Origin of the sequence: Mycobacterium pseudokansasii (genome assembly GCF_900566075.1) — a bacterium.
GTDB lineage: Bacteria > Actinomycetota > Actinomycetes > Mycobacteriales > Mycobacteriaceae > Mycobacterium > Mycobacterium pseudokansasii.
On record NZ_UPHU01000001.1, the window covers coordinates 3,942,353 to 3,960,131 of the forward strand.

Sequence of the window (17,779 nt, forward strand, 5' to 3'; positions counted from 1 at the left end):
CGTGTCAGAGCAGCGGCCGGCCTTCAATTGCCGCCGACACTCTTTCCGCCATCCAATAGGCAATGGCCATGGATCGCTCTCCATTCGGAAAGCCGATGCCTTCGAAGACCACCTCGCCGACCGCCGCCGGCAGACCGACATTCTGCGAGCGGTGTCGCCAGGTCAACCGATAGGACGCTCCGGCCCGCTGGATCCGCAAGTCGAGATCCCCGGTCAATTCGCCTGCAGCGTCGAAGTATTGCACACGGTAATCGCCGGGGAAGCCATTGGACGTATCGCCCCTGGCCCGTCCCGAACCGATCCCGCTGCTCGACCGAACCGAACCAGAAGAGACATACCGCGCATTGATGACGCCGGCTTCCTCGGAGCTGATCTGATATTCGCCAACACCGATTATCCGGGTAGTGATCATGACCAGCATGGTAAGCCTGCGCGTGCATGTCGTCGGCCGGAATAGCAGAGCCGAAGACTAAGCTCACGGGACCCGGCCCCGACCAAGGAGACCCACCCGATGGCACCTGACCCCGCACGCCGTCCGCTCTGGAAATCGTTGGCCACCTTCTGGTTGATCCTGTTCGTCGCCGCGTGCTCGTCGAGTGGGCAAACTGGCGGCGGCACCTCGACCACCCCGGCCAGAACCAACCCGCTCGCGGGTGTGACGGTGCCCGACGCCTTTACCCCGCTGACCGTCGCGCCGATCAGCCGCCCGACATTTCCCTTCCCCGGCAGTGACGGCAAGTATCACTTGGCCTTCGACGTGCAGATCACCAATGCCACCGGGGGGCCGGCCAGCCTCACTGCAGTCGACGTGGTCGACGCCCAGGATCCCAAGAAGGTGCTCGCCACGTTCGCCGGCCCGCAGTTGGTCGACCCCGCCTGTAACTATGGAAACTGCAACCGCTTACGGCAGCTCACCCAACAGCCCTCCCCCGATTTCGGCATCGCACCGCAAACGTCACGGACGCTGTTGCTGGACTTCACGCTTGACACGTCGGCGCAATTCCCGAAGGCGGTCATGCTGCATCTGCATGGCACCGGGGTGACCAAGCCGGCGGTGAGCAACGAACCCGGCCCGCTGGACACCCTGGGTGCTCCGTTCGATATCTCGGCCGGCACCCCGCGGGTGATCAGCCCGCCACTGCGGGGCAACAATTGGGTCGCCTTCAACGGCTGCTGTGATCCGGGCTGGGCGCACCGCGACGCCATCATGCCGGTCGACATGAAGCTGAACAACAGCCAGCGTTTCGCGATCGACTGGATGCACATGGACGACCAGGGCAATTTCTACACTGGAGACCAAACCAAGAACGAGAGTTACGTCTCTTACGGAGTTCCCGTCTACGCGGTGGCCGACGGCACCGTGGCCTCTACACTCGACACTGTCGAGGCCAACGTACCGGGCATCCTGCCGGCCTCCGATCCTGCCCTGGCCGCCAAGATGACAATCGACACCATCGACGGCAACCACATCGTGATGGACCTCGGCGACGGCGTGTACGCGCTCTACGCGCACCTCATCAAGGGCTCGTTGCTGGTCAAACCCGGTGACAAGGTCACAAAGGGCCAACAGATCGCCAAGCTGGGCAACACCGGCAACTCCAACGCCCCGCATCTGCACTTCCAGCTGATGAGCGGTCCGTCGCTGCTGGAAGCCGACGCCGTGCCCTATGTGCTGGACAACTTCAGCTACCAAGGTCAGGTGAGCACCACCTCGGTGTGGAACGCCGACAACTACCTCAGCGGCTCGTTCTTCGGGCCAGAGCGACTGCAGGCACCCGAACGTCGTTCGAACCAGCTGCCGCTATTGCTGGCGATTGCGACCTTCGCCTAAGTCTGAAAGGACTGGAAGGAACCCCACCCGTGGACATCTTCACCGAATGGCACAGCACCGGTACCCAATTGCGCTGGCGGTCGACCACCACGGCGAATAACGACGCCGAAGTGTCGGTGTTCACCCGCCGCAGCGGCACGCCCGGGGCGCCGGCGCTGGTGCTGGTCCATGGCTTCCCGACGTCTAGCATCGACTACTTCGGGCTGGCGGGTGAGCTGGGCTCGGAGTTCGACATCTTCGTGCTCGACTTCCCGGGCTACGGCCTGTCCGACAAACCGTCGGCGCCCTACGTCTATTCGTTGTACGACGACGCCCGGCTGCTCGTTCACGCCATCAGGCGGGTGTGGCAGCTGACCGAGTTCCGGATGCTCACCCACGACCGCGGCAGCAGCGTGGGCATGATCGCGCTGGGCATGCTGGCCGGCGAAGACCCAGCGGCGCTACCGCTCGACGTGATCATCACCAACGCCAACATCTACCTGCCGCTGTCGAACCTCACCACGTTCCAGACGGCGCTGCTCGACGGCGCGACGGGGCGGGCCACTGCCGCCGCGACGACGCCCGAGCTGCTGGCGGCCGGCCTGGGAGCCAGCACCTTCATCCCGCGGCGGACGCTGGACGACCCGGAGATCGCCGCGCTGGCGAAGTGCTTTGCCCACAACGACGGGATTTCGGTGCTGCCCGACACCATTCAGTACCTTCATGAGCGGGCGGCCGACGAAACCCGCTGGCTTGAACAGCTTTCCACGATATCTCTCAACACCACGCTGGTGTGGGGACTGCACGACAACGTGGCGCCGCTGCGCGTCGCCAACCATGTCTGGCAGGCGTATCTGAAAAACCAGCCCGGGCGCAGCCGCTACTGGGTGATACCCGGCGCCGACCATTATCTGCAATGTGACGCGCCCACGGAATTGGCCGAGATCGTGCGCGTCATCGCCGGCGGCGAGGACATCGGGCTGCAGACGCTGGGGAACCGGCCCGAGGGAGCGGTTCTGGTCGACCAGGGCGACTAACGGCTCGGGCGCCATCGGCTGACACGGCGGCGAGTTCGCCGGGACGGGTCAGCAGTGCCGAGACGAGGCTCGCAGAAGAGCGCGAGTCGGTTTCGGCCGTCACACCTACAAGCCATAACCTAACTTTTGTTCACCGCACTCGAGGGCGAAGCCGGGCGTTGAGCTGCTGGAGCTTGACCTGTCGACCCGGCACTGTTAACTTGCGGATCAAATATTCGGTATTGTGCGTCACCGCGGCCGAAGGGGCCAACGATGGCCGACCTGGTACCCGAACTTCACATCAGGCACTCGACGTGGGTTGGCTGGCTACGGCTGCTTCGGCCCGGAATGCCGTCGCCGAGGTTGAGTCTGCTGCGCATCAGGACCGCAGAGCCACAACAAAGGAGAAACGATGTCGCACCGCGTGGTGGTGTGGGCGACGGGTGGCATTGGGTCGATCGCCATCCGCGCCATCCAGCGCCGCCCGAACCTGGAACTTGTTGGTGTGTGGGTACATTCGCCCGAAAAGGTCGGCAAGGACGCCGGCGAGCTCGCCAACGGGGAGCCGATAGGTCTTGCCGCCACCGATGACGCGGACGCACTGATTGCCCTCGAGCCCGAATGCGTGGTCTATGCGGCCGCCGGCCCCGAACGCGACGCGCTCGCGATCCCCGACTACGTGAAGCTGCTCGAAGCGGGAATCAACATCGCCACGACCAGTACGACGCGGCTGGTCAACCCGCATGCCTACCAGCCCACCGGGTGGCGTGACCAACTCGCCGCCGCGGCCGGGCGAGGCCGGGTGTCGCTGTATGCCTCGGGCATCGAACCGGGCTTCGTCGCCGATTACCTGCCGTTGGTGCTGTCCACCCAGTCGTCGACCATCGAGAAGATCCACGCCCTAGAGATCGGCCTGTATGACGACTACGGCGTCGCCGACATCATGATCAACGGGCTGGGATTCGGGCAGTCGCTCGACTACCAACCCTGGGTCGCCATTCCCGGCGCGATAGCCGGCGAATGGCAGGGACAGATCCGATTGATCGCCGATGCGCTCGGCATCCAATTGCAGGAAATCCGTGAGAGATTCGATCGTGCCATCACCAACCGGACGCTGGAGGTGGCGATGGGTACCGTCGCGGCCGGAACATGCGGGGCGATACGCATGCAGGCGATCGGCGTGGCCGAGGACCGCGAAGTCATCGTCATCGAACACGTCACCCGGCTCGCGCACGACGTCGCGCCCCACTGGCCAACCGGTGTGGGTGACCTGTCGTATCGCATCGTGATCACCGGGGACCCCGACATCGACTGCACCATGGCGGCAACGCTGCGGGACCCGCATCGAGCCGGTATCGCGGGAATGACCTCGGGGGCCGGCGCGATGGTCGCCACGGCAATGCGCGTGGTCAACGCCGTCCCCTATGTCATCGCCGCGGAGCCGGGCCTGCTCAGTTCGGTGGATTTGCCGTTGACCATCCCCGTGCACGCGTTTGCCGCTCGGCGACTCCGCACCGGTGCGCCGTAATCTGCAACAGTGACGAATCCGTTCGAGGAGCTGACGCTCGAGCAATTGCAGAGCCGCACCAGCATGAAATGGCGTGCTTACCCGGCCGATGTCCTGCCGCTGTGGGTCGCGGAGATGGATGTCAATCTTGCGCCGACGGTGGCCGCCGCCATCCACAGCGCCGTCGACCGCGGCGACACCGGATATCCCCACGGCACCGCCTATGCCGAAGCGGTGGCCGAATACGCCTCGCAACGTTGGGATTGGCACGATCTGGAGGTCGGCCGCACCGCGATCGTGCCCGACGTCATGCTCGGTGTTGTCGAGCTACTACGGTTGGTCACCGAGCGCGGTGACACGGTCATCGTCAATTCGCCGGTCTACGCACCGTTCTACGCATTCGTGTCCCATGACGGCCGGCAGCTGATCGAAGCGCCGCTGGGTATTGACGGCCGGATCGATGTGGACACGTTGGAGAGGGCGTTCGCGCGCGCCGGTGGCTCCGGCGGGAACGTCGCCTACCTGTTGTGCAATCCCCACAACCCTACCGGCGCTGTGCACACCGTCGACGAACTGAGCGAGATCGCCCAACTCGCACGCCGGTTCGGCGTGCGGGTGGTATCCGACGAGATTCATGCTCCGCTCGTCATGAGCGGAGCGCGATTCACGCCGTACCTGAGCGTGCCCGGTGCCGAGAACGCATTCAGCTTGATGTCTGCCTCGAAAGCATGGAATCTCTGCGGGATCAAAGCCGCTGTGGCCATCGCCGGTGCCGAAGCAGGCACCGATCTTCGCCGCATGCCCGAGGAAGTCAGTCACGGGCCAAGCCACCTCGGTGTCATCTCGCATACCGAAGCATTTCGCAGTGGCGGCGATTGGCTCGACGCCGTGCTGCAGGGCCTGGAGACCAACCGAACGTTATTGGGTGATCTGGTCGAGCAACACCTTCCCGGGGTGAAATACCTTTGGCCGCAAGGCACTTACCTGGCCTGGCTGGATTGTCGCGCACTCGGTTTCGACGAACGAGCCGCCGACGGCCTTGCGGTGGTGTCGGACCTGTCGGGTCCGGCCAGGTGGTTCCGGGACCACGCCCGCGTGGCGCTGAGTTCCGGCCACGTCTTCGGAACGGGCGGGGACGGGCATGTGCGCATCAATTTCGCGGCCAGCCAAGCCATCCTGATCGAAGCCGTATCGCGAATGGGCCGGGCGCTGGCGGACAGGTTAGCTCTGGGCTGACCGGGCTACTCCGTTTCGTCGTCGTCGTCTCCGTCGCGGAGCAGTTTCTCGGGGTGATGCATGGTGTTGGTGCGGGGTTGGCCGCGGTCGAGATGTGGTGGGGGTGTCCATTCGGTGTCGCCGTGGGTGTTTTTGCGGGTGCTCCAGCCTTTGTCGGCTAACGGGTGGTGGCCGCCGCAGGCGAAGGTGAGTTGGTTGACGTCGGTGCTCGGGGATTGGGCGTAGGGGATGACGTGGTGGACCTCGCAGAAGTAGCCCTTGACGTCACAACCCGGCGCGCTGCACCCGCGCTCCTTGCCATACAACACGATTCGCTGCCCCGGTGAGGCCAGCCGTTTGCTGTGATACAGCGCCAACGCCTTACCGCCGTCGAAAACCGCGAGATAATGCCGGGCGTGGCGGGCCAGCCGAATCACATCACTCATCGGCAGCAGGGTGCCGGCGCCGGTGAGTCCTTGTCCGGCGGCGGCTTCCAGTTCGGCCAGTGTGGTCGACACGATGATCGTCGCGGGTAGGCCGTTGTGCTGACCCAACTCCCCCGACGCCAGCAGGCCGCGCAGCCCGGCCAGCAGCCCGTCGTGGTTTCGTTGGGCCGCTGAGCGGGTGTCGGTGTCGATGGCGTCTTGACTGGGACTGCCCTCGACACAAGGGCTTTCAGATTCGGGGTTGCACATGCCCGGGGTGGCCAGCTTGGCCAGCACCGCTTCCAGGGTGGCGCGCAGCTCGGGGGTGATCAGCCCACGCAGCTCCGACATGCCATCGGCTTGCTGGCTGCCCAACATCAGAGCGCGCCGCCGCGCCCGATCCTCGTCGCGGTAGGTGCCGTCGGGATTGAGACAATCAGCGAGGGTGTCGGCCAACCCCGCTAACTGTTCGGGGCGAAACTGGCCGCCTTGGCGGGCCAGCTGGGCTTCGGCGCGCTCGCGGGTGGCTTGGTCCACCCAGCCCGGCAGCTGCCGGCAAAACCGTCGGATCACCGCGATGTGCTCGGCGCCGATCGCGCCGTCGCGTTGGGCGGCGGCGGTGGCGGCCAGCGCCGGGGGAATCGGCTGACCGGTCAATCCGCGCCGCGGCCCCAGATCGGCGGCGGCGTTGATGCGCCGAGTGGCCTCAGCCCGGCTGGTCAGCGTCCAATCGGCGATCGCATGCGACAGCTTGCCGCCCAGTTCTTCGGCGCTGGCCTGGCGGGCCAGGTGGTTGATCAGCTGATGCTCAGCCACCGGCAGCCGCCGGCGCACCTTTTCACAGCGCCCAAGCAGCGCCAACCACTCCGGAGTCGTCAACCCATCGAAGTCCAGACCCACCAACCTATCCACCGCGGCGTCGAGTGCATCAAAGACCGCCGTAACTGTCTCCCGATCCACGACACCGCGCGAGCCCATACGTGCAATCTATCGGCCGCCACCGACAAGAACCGGTCAGAAAGTGATTGCCGAACAACCGATTTCACGTGTTCACTCATGGCGAACAGCCACCCGCTGTACCGGCGGGCACCTTGACTGGAGATATTGTCAAGACTTGTGGATGGGCGAGCGTCAGGCGGCCTCCTTCGTAGTTGACGAAACGACCGCTCTTTCTATGAGTTTGCCCTTCTCGAACACGGCTCCGGCCCGAACGAGGGCGACCAGGTGCGGCGCGTTCACGGCGCGCCAGCGTGCCTCAATGGCCTCGGTCAACTTGAACGCCATCGCGAGCCCGGACGCCCGCGAGCCCAGCCCCATGGTGACGATGGATCCAATGCTCCGCCGGGTAGTGGTAGGACTTCAGAGAACACGTCGGCATCGTCGGCGATCTTGACACGACCCCGCACTGACGTGCCACCAACGCAGATATTTCAGCAGCCGTTGACGTCAACGGGTAGGCAACGGAAAGTCCTTCTGCCACTAGAGAAAACGTGATTTACCAACCCAACTGAGGCCAACGGCCAAAGCCACTGCCTGGACGCGGGCCTGAACACCGTTCGAGCCCAATGCATCTGCTTCATCGCGTGAACGATCCACGTTAGTCGCTACGTCGAATACCCCGCCGATCCAGGCGCTCGATGACCCAGGTGGCCCACTCGATCTCGTGGCGAGTCCAGCGTAATCCCTGCTCGAGAACGGCGCGGGCAAAGAAGCTGTCGTCATCGTCGGACCAGTCGTAGGCGTCGCGGATCTGCTCGTAGTGCGCGTGCTCCTCCTCGGCCAGCGACAACAGTGATTCCAAGTACTTACGCGCCTGGCCGGGGGGCAGGTGGCCGAGCAGAAACACCCGCAGCAACGCAGCGTTGCGAATGGGCGGATCCTCCTGCGGAGAAGTGATCCAGCGATTGAGCTCCGCCCTGCCCGCATCGGTGATCGCGTACTCTTTGCGCCCCCGCGGCCCCGTGTCGGACGCCTTGATCAGCCCGGCGGCAGCGAGCTTGTTGAGTTCGCCGTAGAGCTGGCTCTGGGTAGCCGGCCAGACGTTGTCCATCGACAACTTGAACCGTTTCAGCAGGTCATATCCACTACCCGGCTCCTGGGAAAGCAACCCCAACGCGGCATGTCGCAGGCTCACCAGACCATTTTAACCATCCATCATTGACATGTCACTAACGACATGCCACTATTCACATGTCATAATTGGACGGTCGATACCGCGAGGAGTTGCAGATGAGCCACACCGCCCGCCCTGACCTGCCGGCCCCTTCCGGTAGCGACAACGACGCTCAGCAGTCGAAGGGCCGGCCGGAGGCAAACCGCCGGGCAGGCGTGATCGACTCGTTTCTGAAGTCGCCCTTCGCCGGAATCGCACCGTGGGCGCTGTTGTCAATCCTGTCCGGACCGGGCCGCTTCGAGGAAGCGGTGGTAGCCGCGCTGGGGTTCTCGTTGCTCGTCATGGTTGCCGGTCTCATCCGGGGCATCAAGGTTCACACGCTGGAGGCCTTCGGTGCGCTGTTCTTCGCGGCGCTGGCCGTCATCGGATTGGCCGCAACCGACAACGTGATCCGTTGGCTCGAACTGTGGTCCGGCGAGCTGACCAACATTTCCCTGGCCGGTTTCGCCTGGCTCACCCTGCTGATCCGCAAGCCGTTCACCATGGCCTACGCCAAAGACACGACGCCACAAGAGTATTGGGACAGCCCCCTGTTTATGCGAATCAATGCGGTGATCACCGCAGTGTGGGCAGGCGCGTTCACGTTCACGGCAGCGGTCGGCTTTGTCGGCGACTATGCCTTTCACGAACCCAGCAACTTCTGGACGGGCTGGATCCTGCAGCTGGCGGCCATCTTCTTTGCAGTGGCGGTCACCGAGTTCTACCCGGATTACGCCTCGGCCAAATTCGACCTGGCCAACGGAGAACCGGCCCGGTTGCCGTCGACCATCGGGCTCGTCGAGTGGCTGCCCACGTTCGTCGTGGTCACCGGGATCGCGGGCCTGGTCACCGACTCGGTGGATTTCGCGGTGGGTATCACGCTGATCATGGCCGGCAGCGTGGCATCCGGCCTCATGGTCAAACTCTTCGCCGCGGACAAGAAGCACTAACGGCTGCCGATACAGCCGGCCCGAAACCGTTGGCAGCGCACGTTACACCGAATCAGAGCCGAGCTTCGCCCCACTGCTTGATCCGCTGCACTCCTTCGACGATCTTGTCGGGCGACTCGGTGAACGACAGGCGCACCGCGTCACGATGGCCGAAGGCTGACCCCGGCACGACGGCAACGTGTTGGTCCGACAGCAGGGCGGCCGCCACGGTGTCGCCGTCCCAACGACCGGAAAGGTGGTCGGCCAGCTCGCACCATACGAACAGGCCACCGTCGGGCGTCGTCCAGCGCAGCCACGGGACGCAATCACGCAGGGCGGCGCAGAGGACATCACGCTGGCGTTTGAGTTGTGCCGATCGCTGCGCCAACTCGTCGCGGGGTGTTGACAAGGCGCGGGTCACCAACGCCTGCCCGGCCGTGTTCACATTGCCGGCCATATTCGACGCGATTGCCGAACACCGGTCAATCACGCTGGGGTGCGCGGTGATCCAGCCAACCCGATGGCCCATCAGCGCGAATGTCTTGGATGCGCTGGAGATATGGACGACGTGTTCGGATTCCTCTTCGGGCAAGCGCAGGACCGACGGAGCGGGGCCGTCCTCCGCATAGTATTGAAACTGGTATATCTCGTCGGCTATCAGCCAGCGACCCGTCTCCTTGGCCCATTCGCTGAGGACCCGGACGTCCGTTGCCGGCAATACCGACCCGGTCGGATTGGACGGGCTGGAGTACACGATCACCTTGGTCCGATCGCCTACATGATCGATCCACTCGCCGATATCGGGCGTCCCGGACAGGTACGGCAGCACTCTTGTCGTCAGGCCCGAAAGGCGGGCGATATCAAGGTAACTCGGCCAGTAAGGAGCCGGAATGGCTATTTCGTCACCCACATCGCACAGCGCCAGCAGCGCGATCATGATCGCCTGCTTGGCGCCATTGGTGACGACATGATGTGCCGCAGTGGTCGGACGGCCGAATTCGGCTGCATACCAGTCACTTAACGCCGTCAGGAGCGCAGGCTCACCGCGGCTACTGCCGTAGCCCGACGCGTTCTTGACGTCGAACGCGGCCAGCGCGTCGAACGTCGTGTCCGGCGGCGGGATGGTAGGGGCACCGGCGCCGAAGGAAATGACGGCCGCCCCCGACCTGCGGAGTTGGGCTACCGAGTCATTGAGCGCCAGCGTTGGCGACGGGTCCCCGGCCGATCGAGTCGAAAATGCCCCGGTGATGGTGACCTCCTGAGACAGTGCTGCTGGAATGCCGAGTCAGGAATACCATTCCCGTCAACGTGATGATCGCGGCGGCGGTGACGACCGCGATCCACGGCAAACTCGCCGGCCCGGGCGCGGCAGCCGACAGCGAATACGCCGCCCCGCAGACGGCAATGCCCATCGCTTGGCCCAACTGACGCGCCACCGAGGCAAAGGCTCCGCTGGTGCCGGCATAGTCGACGGGAAGCTCGGACATGGCCAAAACATTGGTCGGAGTGTTGGCCATACCCATTCCGGCGCCAAGCACCATTGCGACCACACTGACGGTCGTGACGCCGGACGACATGGCAATCAGCGCCGCGATGGACGAACTCGCGGCGAGCATGAGCAACCCGGCCGCGACGACGGCTCGAAACACCCCCCATCGCCCGATGATCATCGGTGATATTCGCGCGCCGATCGCGTACCCGAACGCAAGCGGTACGAGGCTTACACCCGCGACGATCACCGACAGGTGTTGGCGCGCCTGGAAGAATACGCTGGCCAGCAGAAAGATTGCGCCACCCACGCAGAAGTAATTGCTGATCGCCACATACATCGCCGCGCGGAACCTCGGCGACCGGCAGGCCTGTTCGGGTATCGGGAACAAGCCGCTCCGCTGCCGCCTGATCACCAGGTATCCGCCGAGGAACGTCACCAGGATCAGCAGGCCGAACTGGGTGACATCGCTCGGCTCCCCCACCGCGATGAGCAAACCGATCAAGCCGAACATCGCCACGCCCAGAAGAACGATCCCGTTCCAGTCGTGTCGCGGGCAATGCTGCGGCGGAGTCGACGGGAGGAAGACGATCGCCAGCACCGCGAACACCGTTGCCAGCACGGCCGTGGCCAACGGCAGCATTCGCCACCCCAGGTTCCCGGAGACAAAGCCCCCGGCGAGCGGCCCGGTGGCCATCCCGAGGCCCACCACTGCCCCCCACCCGCCGGTGAAGCGCGCCAGTTCTCGTGAGTCCCTGGCAAGTACCCGAACCATGGCCAAACCGACCGGCACCAGAATCGAGGCCCCGATGCCGGCCAGCACGCGGGCGGCGATCATCGCAAATGCGTTGGGAGACAACGCCGTGAGGATCGAGCCGGTGACGTAGATGGCCAGTCCGGTTACCAGCAGGCTGCGCTTGTTGAATCGGTCGCCGAGGGCGCCGGCGACTACTTCCAGAGCCGCCAGCGTCAGAATGTAACCGTTGAGAATCCACTGGCCCTGCGTGAAGGTGGCCGGCAGGCTGTCGCGGATCTGAGTCAATGAGACCTGATACGCGGTGTTGTCGACGTTGACGATGAAGGTCGCCAACGTGCAGACGGCGACCGCCATACCACGGTGGCGAGTGGTCACCATGCGGCGAGCGCGGCTGTCGGTGGCTCGACGAGCTTCGACAACTCGCCGAAGCCCATCCGGGACCTGACCGCGGCACGGTCGGTGAGCACGCCCGAGCCGCAACTGTCGATCATCGCTTTGACTTGGTGCGCAAGGCCCAGGTTGTCTGTCAAGGTGACCTCGCCGTCGGGTGTGACGATGTAGGGGGTGTCCTCCATCCCGGACCGGATCACGTCGACGTTGCTGTCGGCTTGAGCCGCGTAGCAGGCCAGCCGCTCCAGCGGGCCCGCGAGTTGCCCTTTGCGTTCGCCGAACTCCAGGTTCTTGATGTGCGCGGTTGCGTGCTGAGGCAGCACCGCGGCGCCGACGGAGACCGTTACGGTGCGGACGCGCTTTCCGGAAAGATCAAATTCAAGGGACTTGGCCAGCGATACCGCACGACGGAAGTCTTCGTAAGAATCCGGAAAAGGGAAGCGCGGGGAAAACCCGAATAGCAATGTGATATTGAGCTGGCCTTCGGAGCCGAGGCGGATCAGCGGGTGCTCTGCCGCGAAACGCGTCATTGCATAGCTGCGGTCCAGCTGAACCCATTCCACTTCGTGTAGCAGGTGCAGTCGGCGACGCGCGTCGACCGCCTTCCGATAAACCTGGAATTGCGTATGCGGTGACGTGCTTCCGTAGGAGCTGCCGCCGGTCGTGGAGTGAACGTCAAGCGCAGTCTCGTTGTCTTTCTTCGACGGGACATAGTGACGGACGGCGCGGCCGAATTCGGGGTGCGATGCGGCCGCGATACCGATATCGACGCCGCGACGCTCCAGGTCAAGGATTATTTGCAGCTCCACCGCGGCCTGACCGGTGACAAAGTGGGCGCCGCCCAGGTGTAGCGGTAGTGCGGACTGACTGATGCGCTCCCATTCGCCGTGACGCTTGATCGCCTCTTTGACCTCGACGCCGTTGCGGCTGGCGCCGAAGCTGATCAGCATCCCCGGAAACCGGTCCTGGATCTCATGACTCACCGCTGCATACAGCGCGTTGGAGGTGCTTTGCTCTTGCGTTTGAGGATTTCGCGCGTGGTAATGGTAATAGCGAACCCCGATATCAAATAACCCGGCGCCCTCGGCGACGAGTTGGCCGGTGTCGGATTTGATCGTCCGTCCGCGTGACACCAGATCGATGAATGAATTTCCCGTGGCGGCGTGATTACGCGGAGTGAACTTTGCGCCGGTGACCGCAGAGCCGAGAATAAGGTCGCTCGGCATGTAGTGTTCTCCTTTGTCGGAATCCGTGAGGCGCTGGGTCTGCTCGTCAATCGCGAGCGGCCCCAAGCGACAGCGCGAACGACTACGCATAACAATGACGTCACGACGCGGAAATGTCTGTCGCCTGAGCGGTCAGCGCCGGGATGAATCGCCTGTCCCCCGATCGGCGGAAGACGCTCGCGAAAGTCATTCGGCGGCGACGCACAACAGCTTTCGTGCTTTACACAATTCGGCTTTCCGTATCGCCGGTATTGATCCGTCGGCCCGCGACGCCGGTGGCGGCCAATACGGCGTCGGCCAGCTCCCGGCGGCATACCACCAGGTCCGGGAGCTTCGGATCCGCCCGGTTGTACGCCAGGGGGGATCCGTCGATACGGGAGGCATGCAAACCGGCGGACCGGGCCACCGCGACCGGCGCCGCGGAGTCCCATTCGTATTGGCCTCCGGCGTGAACGTACACATCGGCCGAGCCCTGCACCACCGCTGCCACCTTGGCGCCGGCCGAGCCCATTTCGACCAGTGTGCCGTGCAACGCGTCGCGCACAGCCAGCGCGATAGCGGGCGCACGGGTGCGCGACACCACGATGCGTGGTCGGCCGGATGCGGCGGGCGGCGGCTGAACGTGCGGTGTCGCCAGGGTGACGCCCTGCGCCGGCAGCGCCACCGCACCGGCAACAAGCTCATCGGTCTGCCACAGCGCGACGTGAACCGCCCAATCCTCACGTCCGAGTTCGGAGAACTCACGGGTACCGTCGAGCGGATCGATGATCCACACCCGCGCCGAGCGCAACCGCGCCGGGTCGTCGACGCCCTCCTCGGACAGCACCGCATCGGCGGGACGCCGCATGGCCAGTGCTTGTATCAAGAAATCATGAGATCGCTTGTCCCCCTTCGCTTTTCGCTCGCTCGTCGCAGCGTCGGCGAATTCCTGCCGAACTTGGAGCAAGAGCTGCCCGGCCTCGGTGGCCAGCCATGCGGCAAGAGCGTGGTCATCCATGGCGAACCGCTTTTCCGGGTGGGTTGGCAATCTTTGCCAAATTACCGCACCGCGGATCGGCTGCTCGCCGTCCCGGCGAGTTGGATCGCGATGGCAAAGCGGACACAAAGCGGATTTCAGAGGCCGAACTGGTCCTCGATGATGCCCAGCCACACCTGGGCGCAATCGATGGCCACCTTCTCGCTGATGAAGGCATGCTGAGTCCCGGTGTACATGTCACGGAACGCGCGCTCGAGACGACTGCCTTCGCGGATCGAGCTCGTTCCGGCGACCAGGTGCGCCCACTCCGCGCAGCTTCGTGCCGTATCGGTGGCGTAGACCGCGGCCGCGCGCAGGTCCGCTCGCAACATCGGGGTCAGGTCGTCACCGGCGGCGACCGCGGCTTCGGCGGTGGTGAACGCGTCGAGTACGAGCAGGCGCGCGGCCCGCCATGCCGCGACGTGGTGCGCAAGCCCTTTCTGGAAGGTCGGGCGACTGGCCAATGGCGCCATGTCGCTCATCCGGTACTTCGTGGCCGCCAGGTCGGCGACGTCGTCGAGCATGCTCTTGGCGACTCCGAGTGCCCACGATGCGTGACCGGCGGCGGTGACGGGCATCAGGCCCATGCGAGTGGCCGGCGAGCTCCCCCGATACGGCTCGCGGGTGAACAGCGGAAAGGTCCGGCTGTGCGGCACAAACACATCCTGGGCACTGTAGTCATAAGACCCGGTTCCCTTGAGCCCCTGCACGTACCATCCGTCGTTGAACTGGATGTCGTCGCGCGGAACCACGGCCACCCGCATGTCGGGGATGCCTTCGCTGATCCAGCGCATCTCGCCGTTGTCCATCGGGAAAAACCCTGCGGCGATGTACTGCGAATGGCCGATGCCCGAGCCGAAGCTCCACGATCCGCTCAACCGGTAGCCGCCGTCGACGGCGGTCCCCTGGCCGTTGGGGAAGAACTGGCCGCCCATCGTGACATGGTTGTCGTGCGCGCTGAACACCTCGGCGAAGCCGTCGTCGGGCAGGTAGGTTGCGGCGGCGAACCGCGACGGCAGGTTCGCAATCCCGATCCAGCCGAAAGACCCATCCTGCCAAGCCATTTCGATCCACATCTCGATCGTGTCGGCCAACGGCGGCTCGACCCCGCCGGCGGCGACGGGACTGAACGCCGACATCAGCCCGGTAGCCCACATCTCATCGACGATCGGATCGGTCAGCGTGCGATTCCGCTCGGACTCGGCGGCCTCGGCCCGCACCAGATCGCGCATCCCGCGGGCCAAGGCGACGACCCGCCCGCTCGCTTCGGCTATCGACGTCATCGGGGTTCCTATCACTCGTCTCACTCGGGAAAGCCGAAAAGCCGGACAACGCCATGGTCGCGTCCGGCCGTGTAGCCGCCGTCGACGGCAATGGCCTGACCCGTGACGAAGGATGCTTCCGGCGACACCAGAAAGGCGGCCATGGCCGCGACCTCCTCCGGGCGGCCCAGCCGCCGCAGGGCATGCTCGGCGATGATCGCGGCTTGCGGGCCCTCCATGCCCGGCATACCGAAGACGCTTTCGGTCATCGACGTGGCGATGAAGCCCGGGCAGATGGCGTTGGCGCGGATGCCGCTCGGCCCGTAGTCGAGCGCAATATTCTTGGTCAACAACACGACACCACCCTTGGCGGCGTTGTAAGAGCTACCGCCGGCGGTGCCTTCCAGACCTTCGATGCTGGCCAGGGTGACGATCGAGCCACGCTCGCCGTCGACGCGGGGTTGCTCGATCATCCTGGCCAGTGCGGCCTTGGCCACCAGGAACGTCGCGGTGAGGTTGATCCCGATCACCCGGTCCCACTCGGTCCGGGGCAGCAGGTGGACCGGGCCGCCGCCGGCGACGCCGGCGCAGTGAACGACCCCGTCCAGGCGGCCGGGCACGGCATCCGTGACGGTGGCGACGGCGGCTTCGTCGGTCACGTCGGCCGCCACGAACGTGAATCGCGGGCCGAGGTCCTCGTGCGGGGCGACGAGGTCGGCGCCGACGACCGAGCCACCTTCGTCCAGCAGGCGACGCGCGGTCGCCCGGCCGATGCCCGAGGCCGCACCCGTCACGACGAACGTCCGCGCGCGCGCACGTTCAGCATGGACCACGGCCGGTCCACTCCCGACTTCGGTGGCCCACGACCGCGAGCCGATTCTTCGGCACCGCTAGCTTTCGAGCGTCGTCGCGCAGGCGGCAAGGATCGCCGGGAAGCTGGAGCGCAACAGCGGGCGGGTGATCGCGGCCAGCAGGTTGCCGCCGGCTCGGGCCGGATGGGTGTAGGTGGTCAGCCAATCGACATGGGTGCCGTTGCCCGCGGGAGTGAACGTCAGAGTGCCCCCCTCGTGATTGAACGGCGGAAATGAGCGCAGGATGAGGTACGTGTAGCTGTGCGGCCGATCAAAGGCCGTGATCTGCTCGCGAAACCACGTGCCGAGCGCCACCACTTCACGCACCGCGCCCGGACCCGGCGGGGACGAGTCCTTGGTGTAACCGGCCCGGAGCACCAACGGGGCGGCGGCCAACGCGTGCGGGTCGGCCAGCCAGTCGAAGACCTTTTCCATCGGCGCAGCGATGGTCCGCTCCACGTGAATCTCGACCATGAGATCTCCTGCCTGGCCGCGGCTTCGTACTCCCGCACATGCTAGACGCAGCAGAAATTCCGCCCGGCAAGCGGCCGCGAACCACCGGCACCATGGTCGGATGAACGTCGCGTCCCGCGCCCAAGCAGTTGTCGGCTCCGCGGTGCCGGCGCCATCCCGTCGCCGGCTTGGCTGTAGACCGTGAGATACCAACTGCGGCACGATGTTTCGGTGCTTTGGGATGGGCGGTTCGGCTGTCGCAGTGGGCCGGCTGGACCGGCCGGCCCACCTCCCCGGCGCGGCGGCATGGCAGGCTTGCCGTAGCAGACTAGCTCGCCGTGCCATCCCGAAGGAGCTGACTGATGGATGTCCTGAGAACACCGGATGCCCGGTTCCAAAACCTGGTCGGCTACCCGTTCGCACCGCACTACGTCGATGTGGTGGCAACCGACACCCAGGCGTTGCGCATGCACTACCTCGACGAGGGTCCCACCGACGGGCCGCCGATCGTGCTGCTCCACGGCGAGCCCACCTGGAGCTACCTGTACCGGACGATGATCCCGCCGCTCACCGAGGCCGGCAACCGGGTCCTGGCACCCGACCTGATCGGCTTCGGCCGCTCCGATAAACCAACGCGCATCGAGGATTACACCTACCTGCGTCATGTGGAATGGGTGACGTCGTGGTTCGAGAATCTCGATCTGCACGACGTCACGCTCTTCGTACAAGACTGGGGATCGCTGATCGGCCTGCGCATCGCCGCGGAACGGGACGCCCGGATAGCGGCGCTGGTGGTGGCTAACGGCTTCCTTCCCACCGCGCAGCGGCGCACCCCGCCCGCGTTCTACATCTGGCGGGCTTTCGCGCGCTACTCCCCCGTGCTGCCCGCCGGCCGCATCGTCGACACCGGCACCGTACACAAGGTCCCGGCCGAGGTACGGGCCGGCTACGACGCTCCGTTCCCCGACAAGCGGTACCAAGCGGGCGCCCGCGCTTTTCCCCAGTTGGTACCGACCTCGGCCGGCGACCCCGCCATTGCGGCCAACCGCGCCGCCTGGGACGCACTTGGCCGGTGGGAGAAACCCTTCCTTGCCATCTTCGGAAAACGCGACCCGATCCTGGGACGAGCCGACCGTCCGTTGATCAACCACATCCCGGGCGCGGCGGGCCAGCCGCATGCCCGAATCAACGCCAACCACTTCATCCAGGAGGACAGCGGACCGGAGCTTGCCGAACGCATCATTTCCTGGCAGCAGGCTACGCGATGAGCCCCGGGCACAAT

General features: G+C 65.2%; 16 protein-coding genes and 1 pseudogene. 6 read left to right on the forward strand and 11 right to left on the reverse strand.

The annotated features are described in order from the left end of the window. Positions 1-4: 4 nt before the first annotated feature. Positions 5-412 (reverse strand): hypothetical protein, encoded by a 408-nt coding sequence (locus tag EET10_RS17850; RefSeq protein ID WP_244601999.1) that lies wholly within the window; start codon positions 410-412, stop codon positions 5-7. Between the two features lie 99 nt (positions 413-511). Here EET10_RS17850 and EET10_RS17855 point away from each other — a divergent pair, with 99 nt between their 5' ends. From EET10_RS17855 to EET10_RS17870, 4 genes are all read left to right on the forward strand, one after another. Continuing rightward, positions 512-1,831: a M23 family metallopeptidase gene (locus EET10_RS17855; protein ID WP_122502370.1), complete on the forward strand. Its 1,320-nt coding sequence runs from the start codon at positions 512-514 to the stop codon at positions 1,829-1,831. A gap of 29 nt (positions 1,832-1,860) precedes the next feature. After that, the gene (locus EET10_RS17860) at positions 1,861-2,847 is read left to right on the forward strand and encodes an alpha/beta fold hydrolase (protein WP_122502371.1); all 987 of its coding nucleotides are present in this window, start codon (positions 1,861-1,863) and stop codon (positions 2,845-2,847) included. Positions 2,848-3,238: 391 nt separating this feature from the next. Next, complete coding sequence (locus tag EET10_RS17865) at positions 3,239-4,354, forward strand: NAD(P)H-dependent amine dehydrogenase family protein (protein ID WP_122502372.1); 1,116 nt, start codon at positions 3,239-3,241, stop codon at positions 4,352-4,354. 63 nt (positions 4,355-4,417) lie between these two features. Beyond that, a complete protein-coding gene (locus EET10_RS17870) occupies positions 4,418-5,569 on the forward strand; it encodes a MalY/PatB family protein (protein WP_051490502.1) in 1,152 nt (383 codons plus the stop codon). A gap of 5 nt (positions 5,570-5,574) precedes the next feature. Here the strand turns inward: EET10_RS17870 and EET10_RS17875 are convergent, their stop codons facing one another. From EET10_RS17875 to EET10_RS17885, 3 genes and pseudogenes are all read right to left on the reverse strand, one after another. After that, the gene (locus EET10_RS17875; protein ID WP_122502373.1) at positions 5,575-6,951 is read right to left on the reverse strand and encodes an HNH endonuclease signature motif containing protein; all 1,377 of its coding nucleotides are present in this window, start codon (positions 6,949-6,951) and stop codon (positions 5,575-5,577) included. Positions 6,952-7,104: 153 nt separating this feature from the next. Further along, positions 7,105-7,364, reverse strand: a pseudogene (locus EET10_RS17880) (IS256 family transposase); the annotation flags it as partial. A gap of 206 nt (positions 7,365-7,570) precedes the next feature. Continuing rightward, entirely contained in the window at positions 7,571-8,107 is a 537-nt protein-coding gene (locus tag EET10_RS17885) for a PadR family transcriptional regulator (protein WP_036402493.1), read from the reverse strand. A 95-nt stretch (positions 8,108-8,202) separates the two neighbouring features. Between EET10_RS17885 and EET10_RS17890 the strand changes: the two genes are divergently transcribed. Beyond that, positions 8,203-9,075, forward strand: coding sequence for a DUF3159 domain-containing protein (locus EET10_RS17890; RefSeq protein WP_051490468.1), 873 nt, complete (start codon positions 8,203-8,205; stop codon positions 9,073-9,075). A 52-nt stretch (positions 9,076-9,127) separates the two neighbouring features. Here EET10_RS17890 and EET10_RS17895 read toward each other — a convergent pair whose 3' ends face one another. The 7 genes from EET10_RS17895 to EET10_RS17925 all read right to left on the reverse strand — a co-directional run bounded on the left by EET10_RS17895 (position 9,128) and on the right by EET10_RS17925 (position 16,518). After that, the gene (locus EET10_RS17895; protein WP_081260775.1) at positions 9,128-10,333 is read right to left on the reverse strand and encodes an aminotransferase class I/II-fold pyridoxal phosphate-dependent enzyme; all 1,206 of its coding nucleotides are present in this window, start codon (positions 10,331-10,333) and stop codon (positions 9,128-9,130) included. Beyond that, entirely contained in the window at positions 10,242-11,678 is a 1,437-nt protein-coding gene (locus EET10_RS17900) for an MFS transporter (protein WP_036402486.1), read from the reverse strand. The genes EET10_RS17895 and EET10_RS17900 overlap by 92 nt, the downstream gene beginning before the upstream one ends. After that, a complete protein-coding gene (locus EET10_RS17905; RefSeq protein ID WP_063468251.1) occupies positions 11,672-12,982 on the reverse strand; it encodes a hypothetical protein in 1,311 nt (436 codons plus the stop codon). Before EET10_RS17905 ends, EET10_RS17900 begins: the two co-directional genes overlap by 7 nt. Before the next feature lie 154 nt (positions 12,983-13,136). Continuing rightward, positions 13,137-13,913, reverse strand: coding sequence for a 3'(2'),5'-bisphosphate nucleotidase CysQ (locus tag EET10_RS17910; protein ID WP_051490466.1), 777 nt, complete (start codon positions 13,911-13,913; stop codon positions 13,137-13,139). Positions 13,914-14,029: 116 nt separating this feature from the next. Beyond that, positions 14,030-15,214 (reverse strand): acyl-CoA dehydrogenase family protein, encoded by a 1,185-nt coding sequence (locus EET10_RS17915; RefSeq protein WP_036402480.1) that lies wholly within the window; start codon positions 15,212-15,214, stop codon positions 14,030-14,032. Positions 15,215-15,234: 20 nt separating this feature from the next. Then, complete coding sequence (locus EET10_RS17920; protein ID WP_036402477.1) at positions 15,235-16,026, reverse strand: SDR family NAD(P)-dependent oxidoreductase; 792 nt, start codon at positions 16,024-16,026, stop codon at positions 15,235-15,237. 57 nt (positions 16,027-16,083) lie between these two features. Next, positions 16,084-16,518 (reverse strand): SRPBCC family protein, encoded by a 435-nt coding sequence (locus EET10_RS17925; protein ID WP_036402474.1) that lies wholly within the window; start codon positions 16,516-16,518, stop codon positions 16,084-16,086. A 341-nt stretch (positions 16,519-16,859) separates the two neighbouring features. On the opposite strand from EET10_RS17925, the gene EET10_RS17930 reads away from it, so the two are divergent. Further along, entirely contained in the window at positions 16,860-17,765 is a 906-nt protein-coding gene (locus tag EET10_RS17930; protein WP_036402471.1) for a haloalkane dehalogenase, read from the forward strand. The last annotated feature ends 14 nt before the right edge of the window (positions 17,766-17,779 follow it).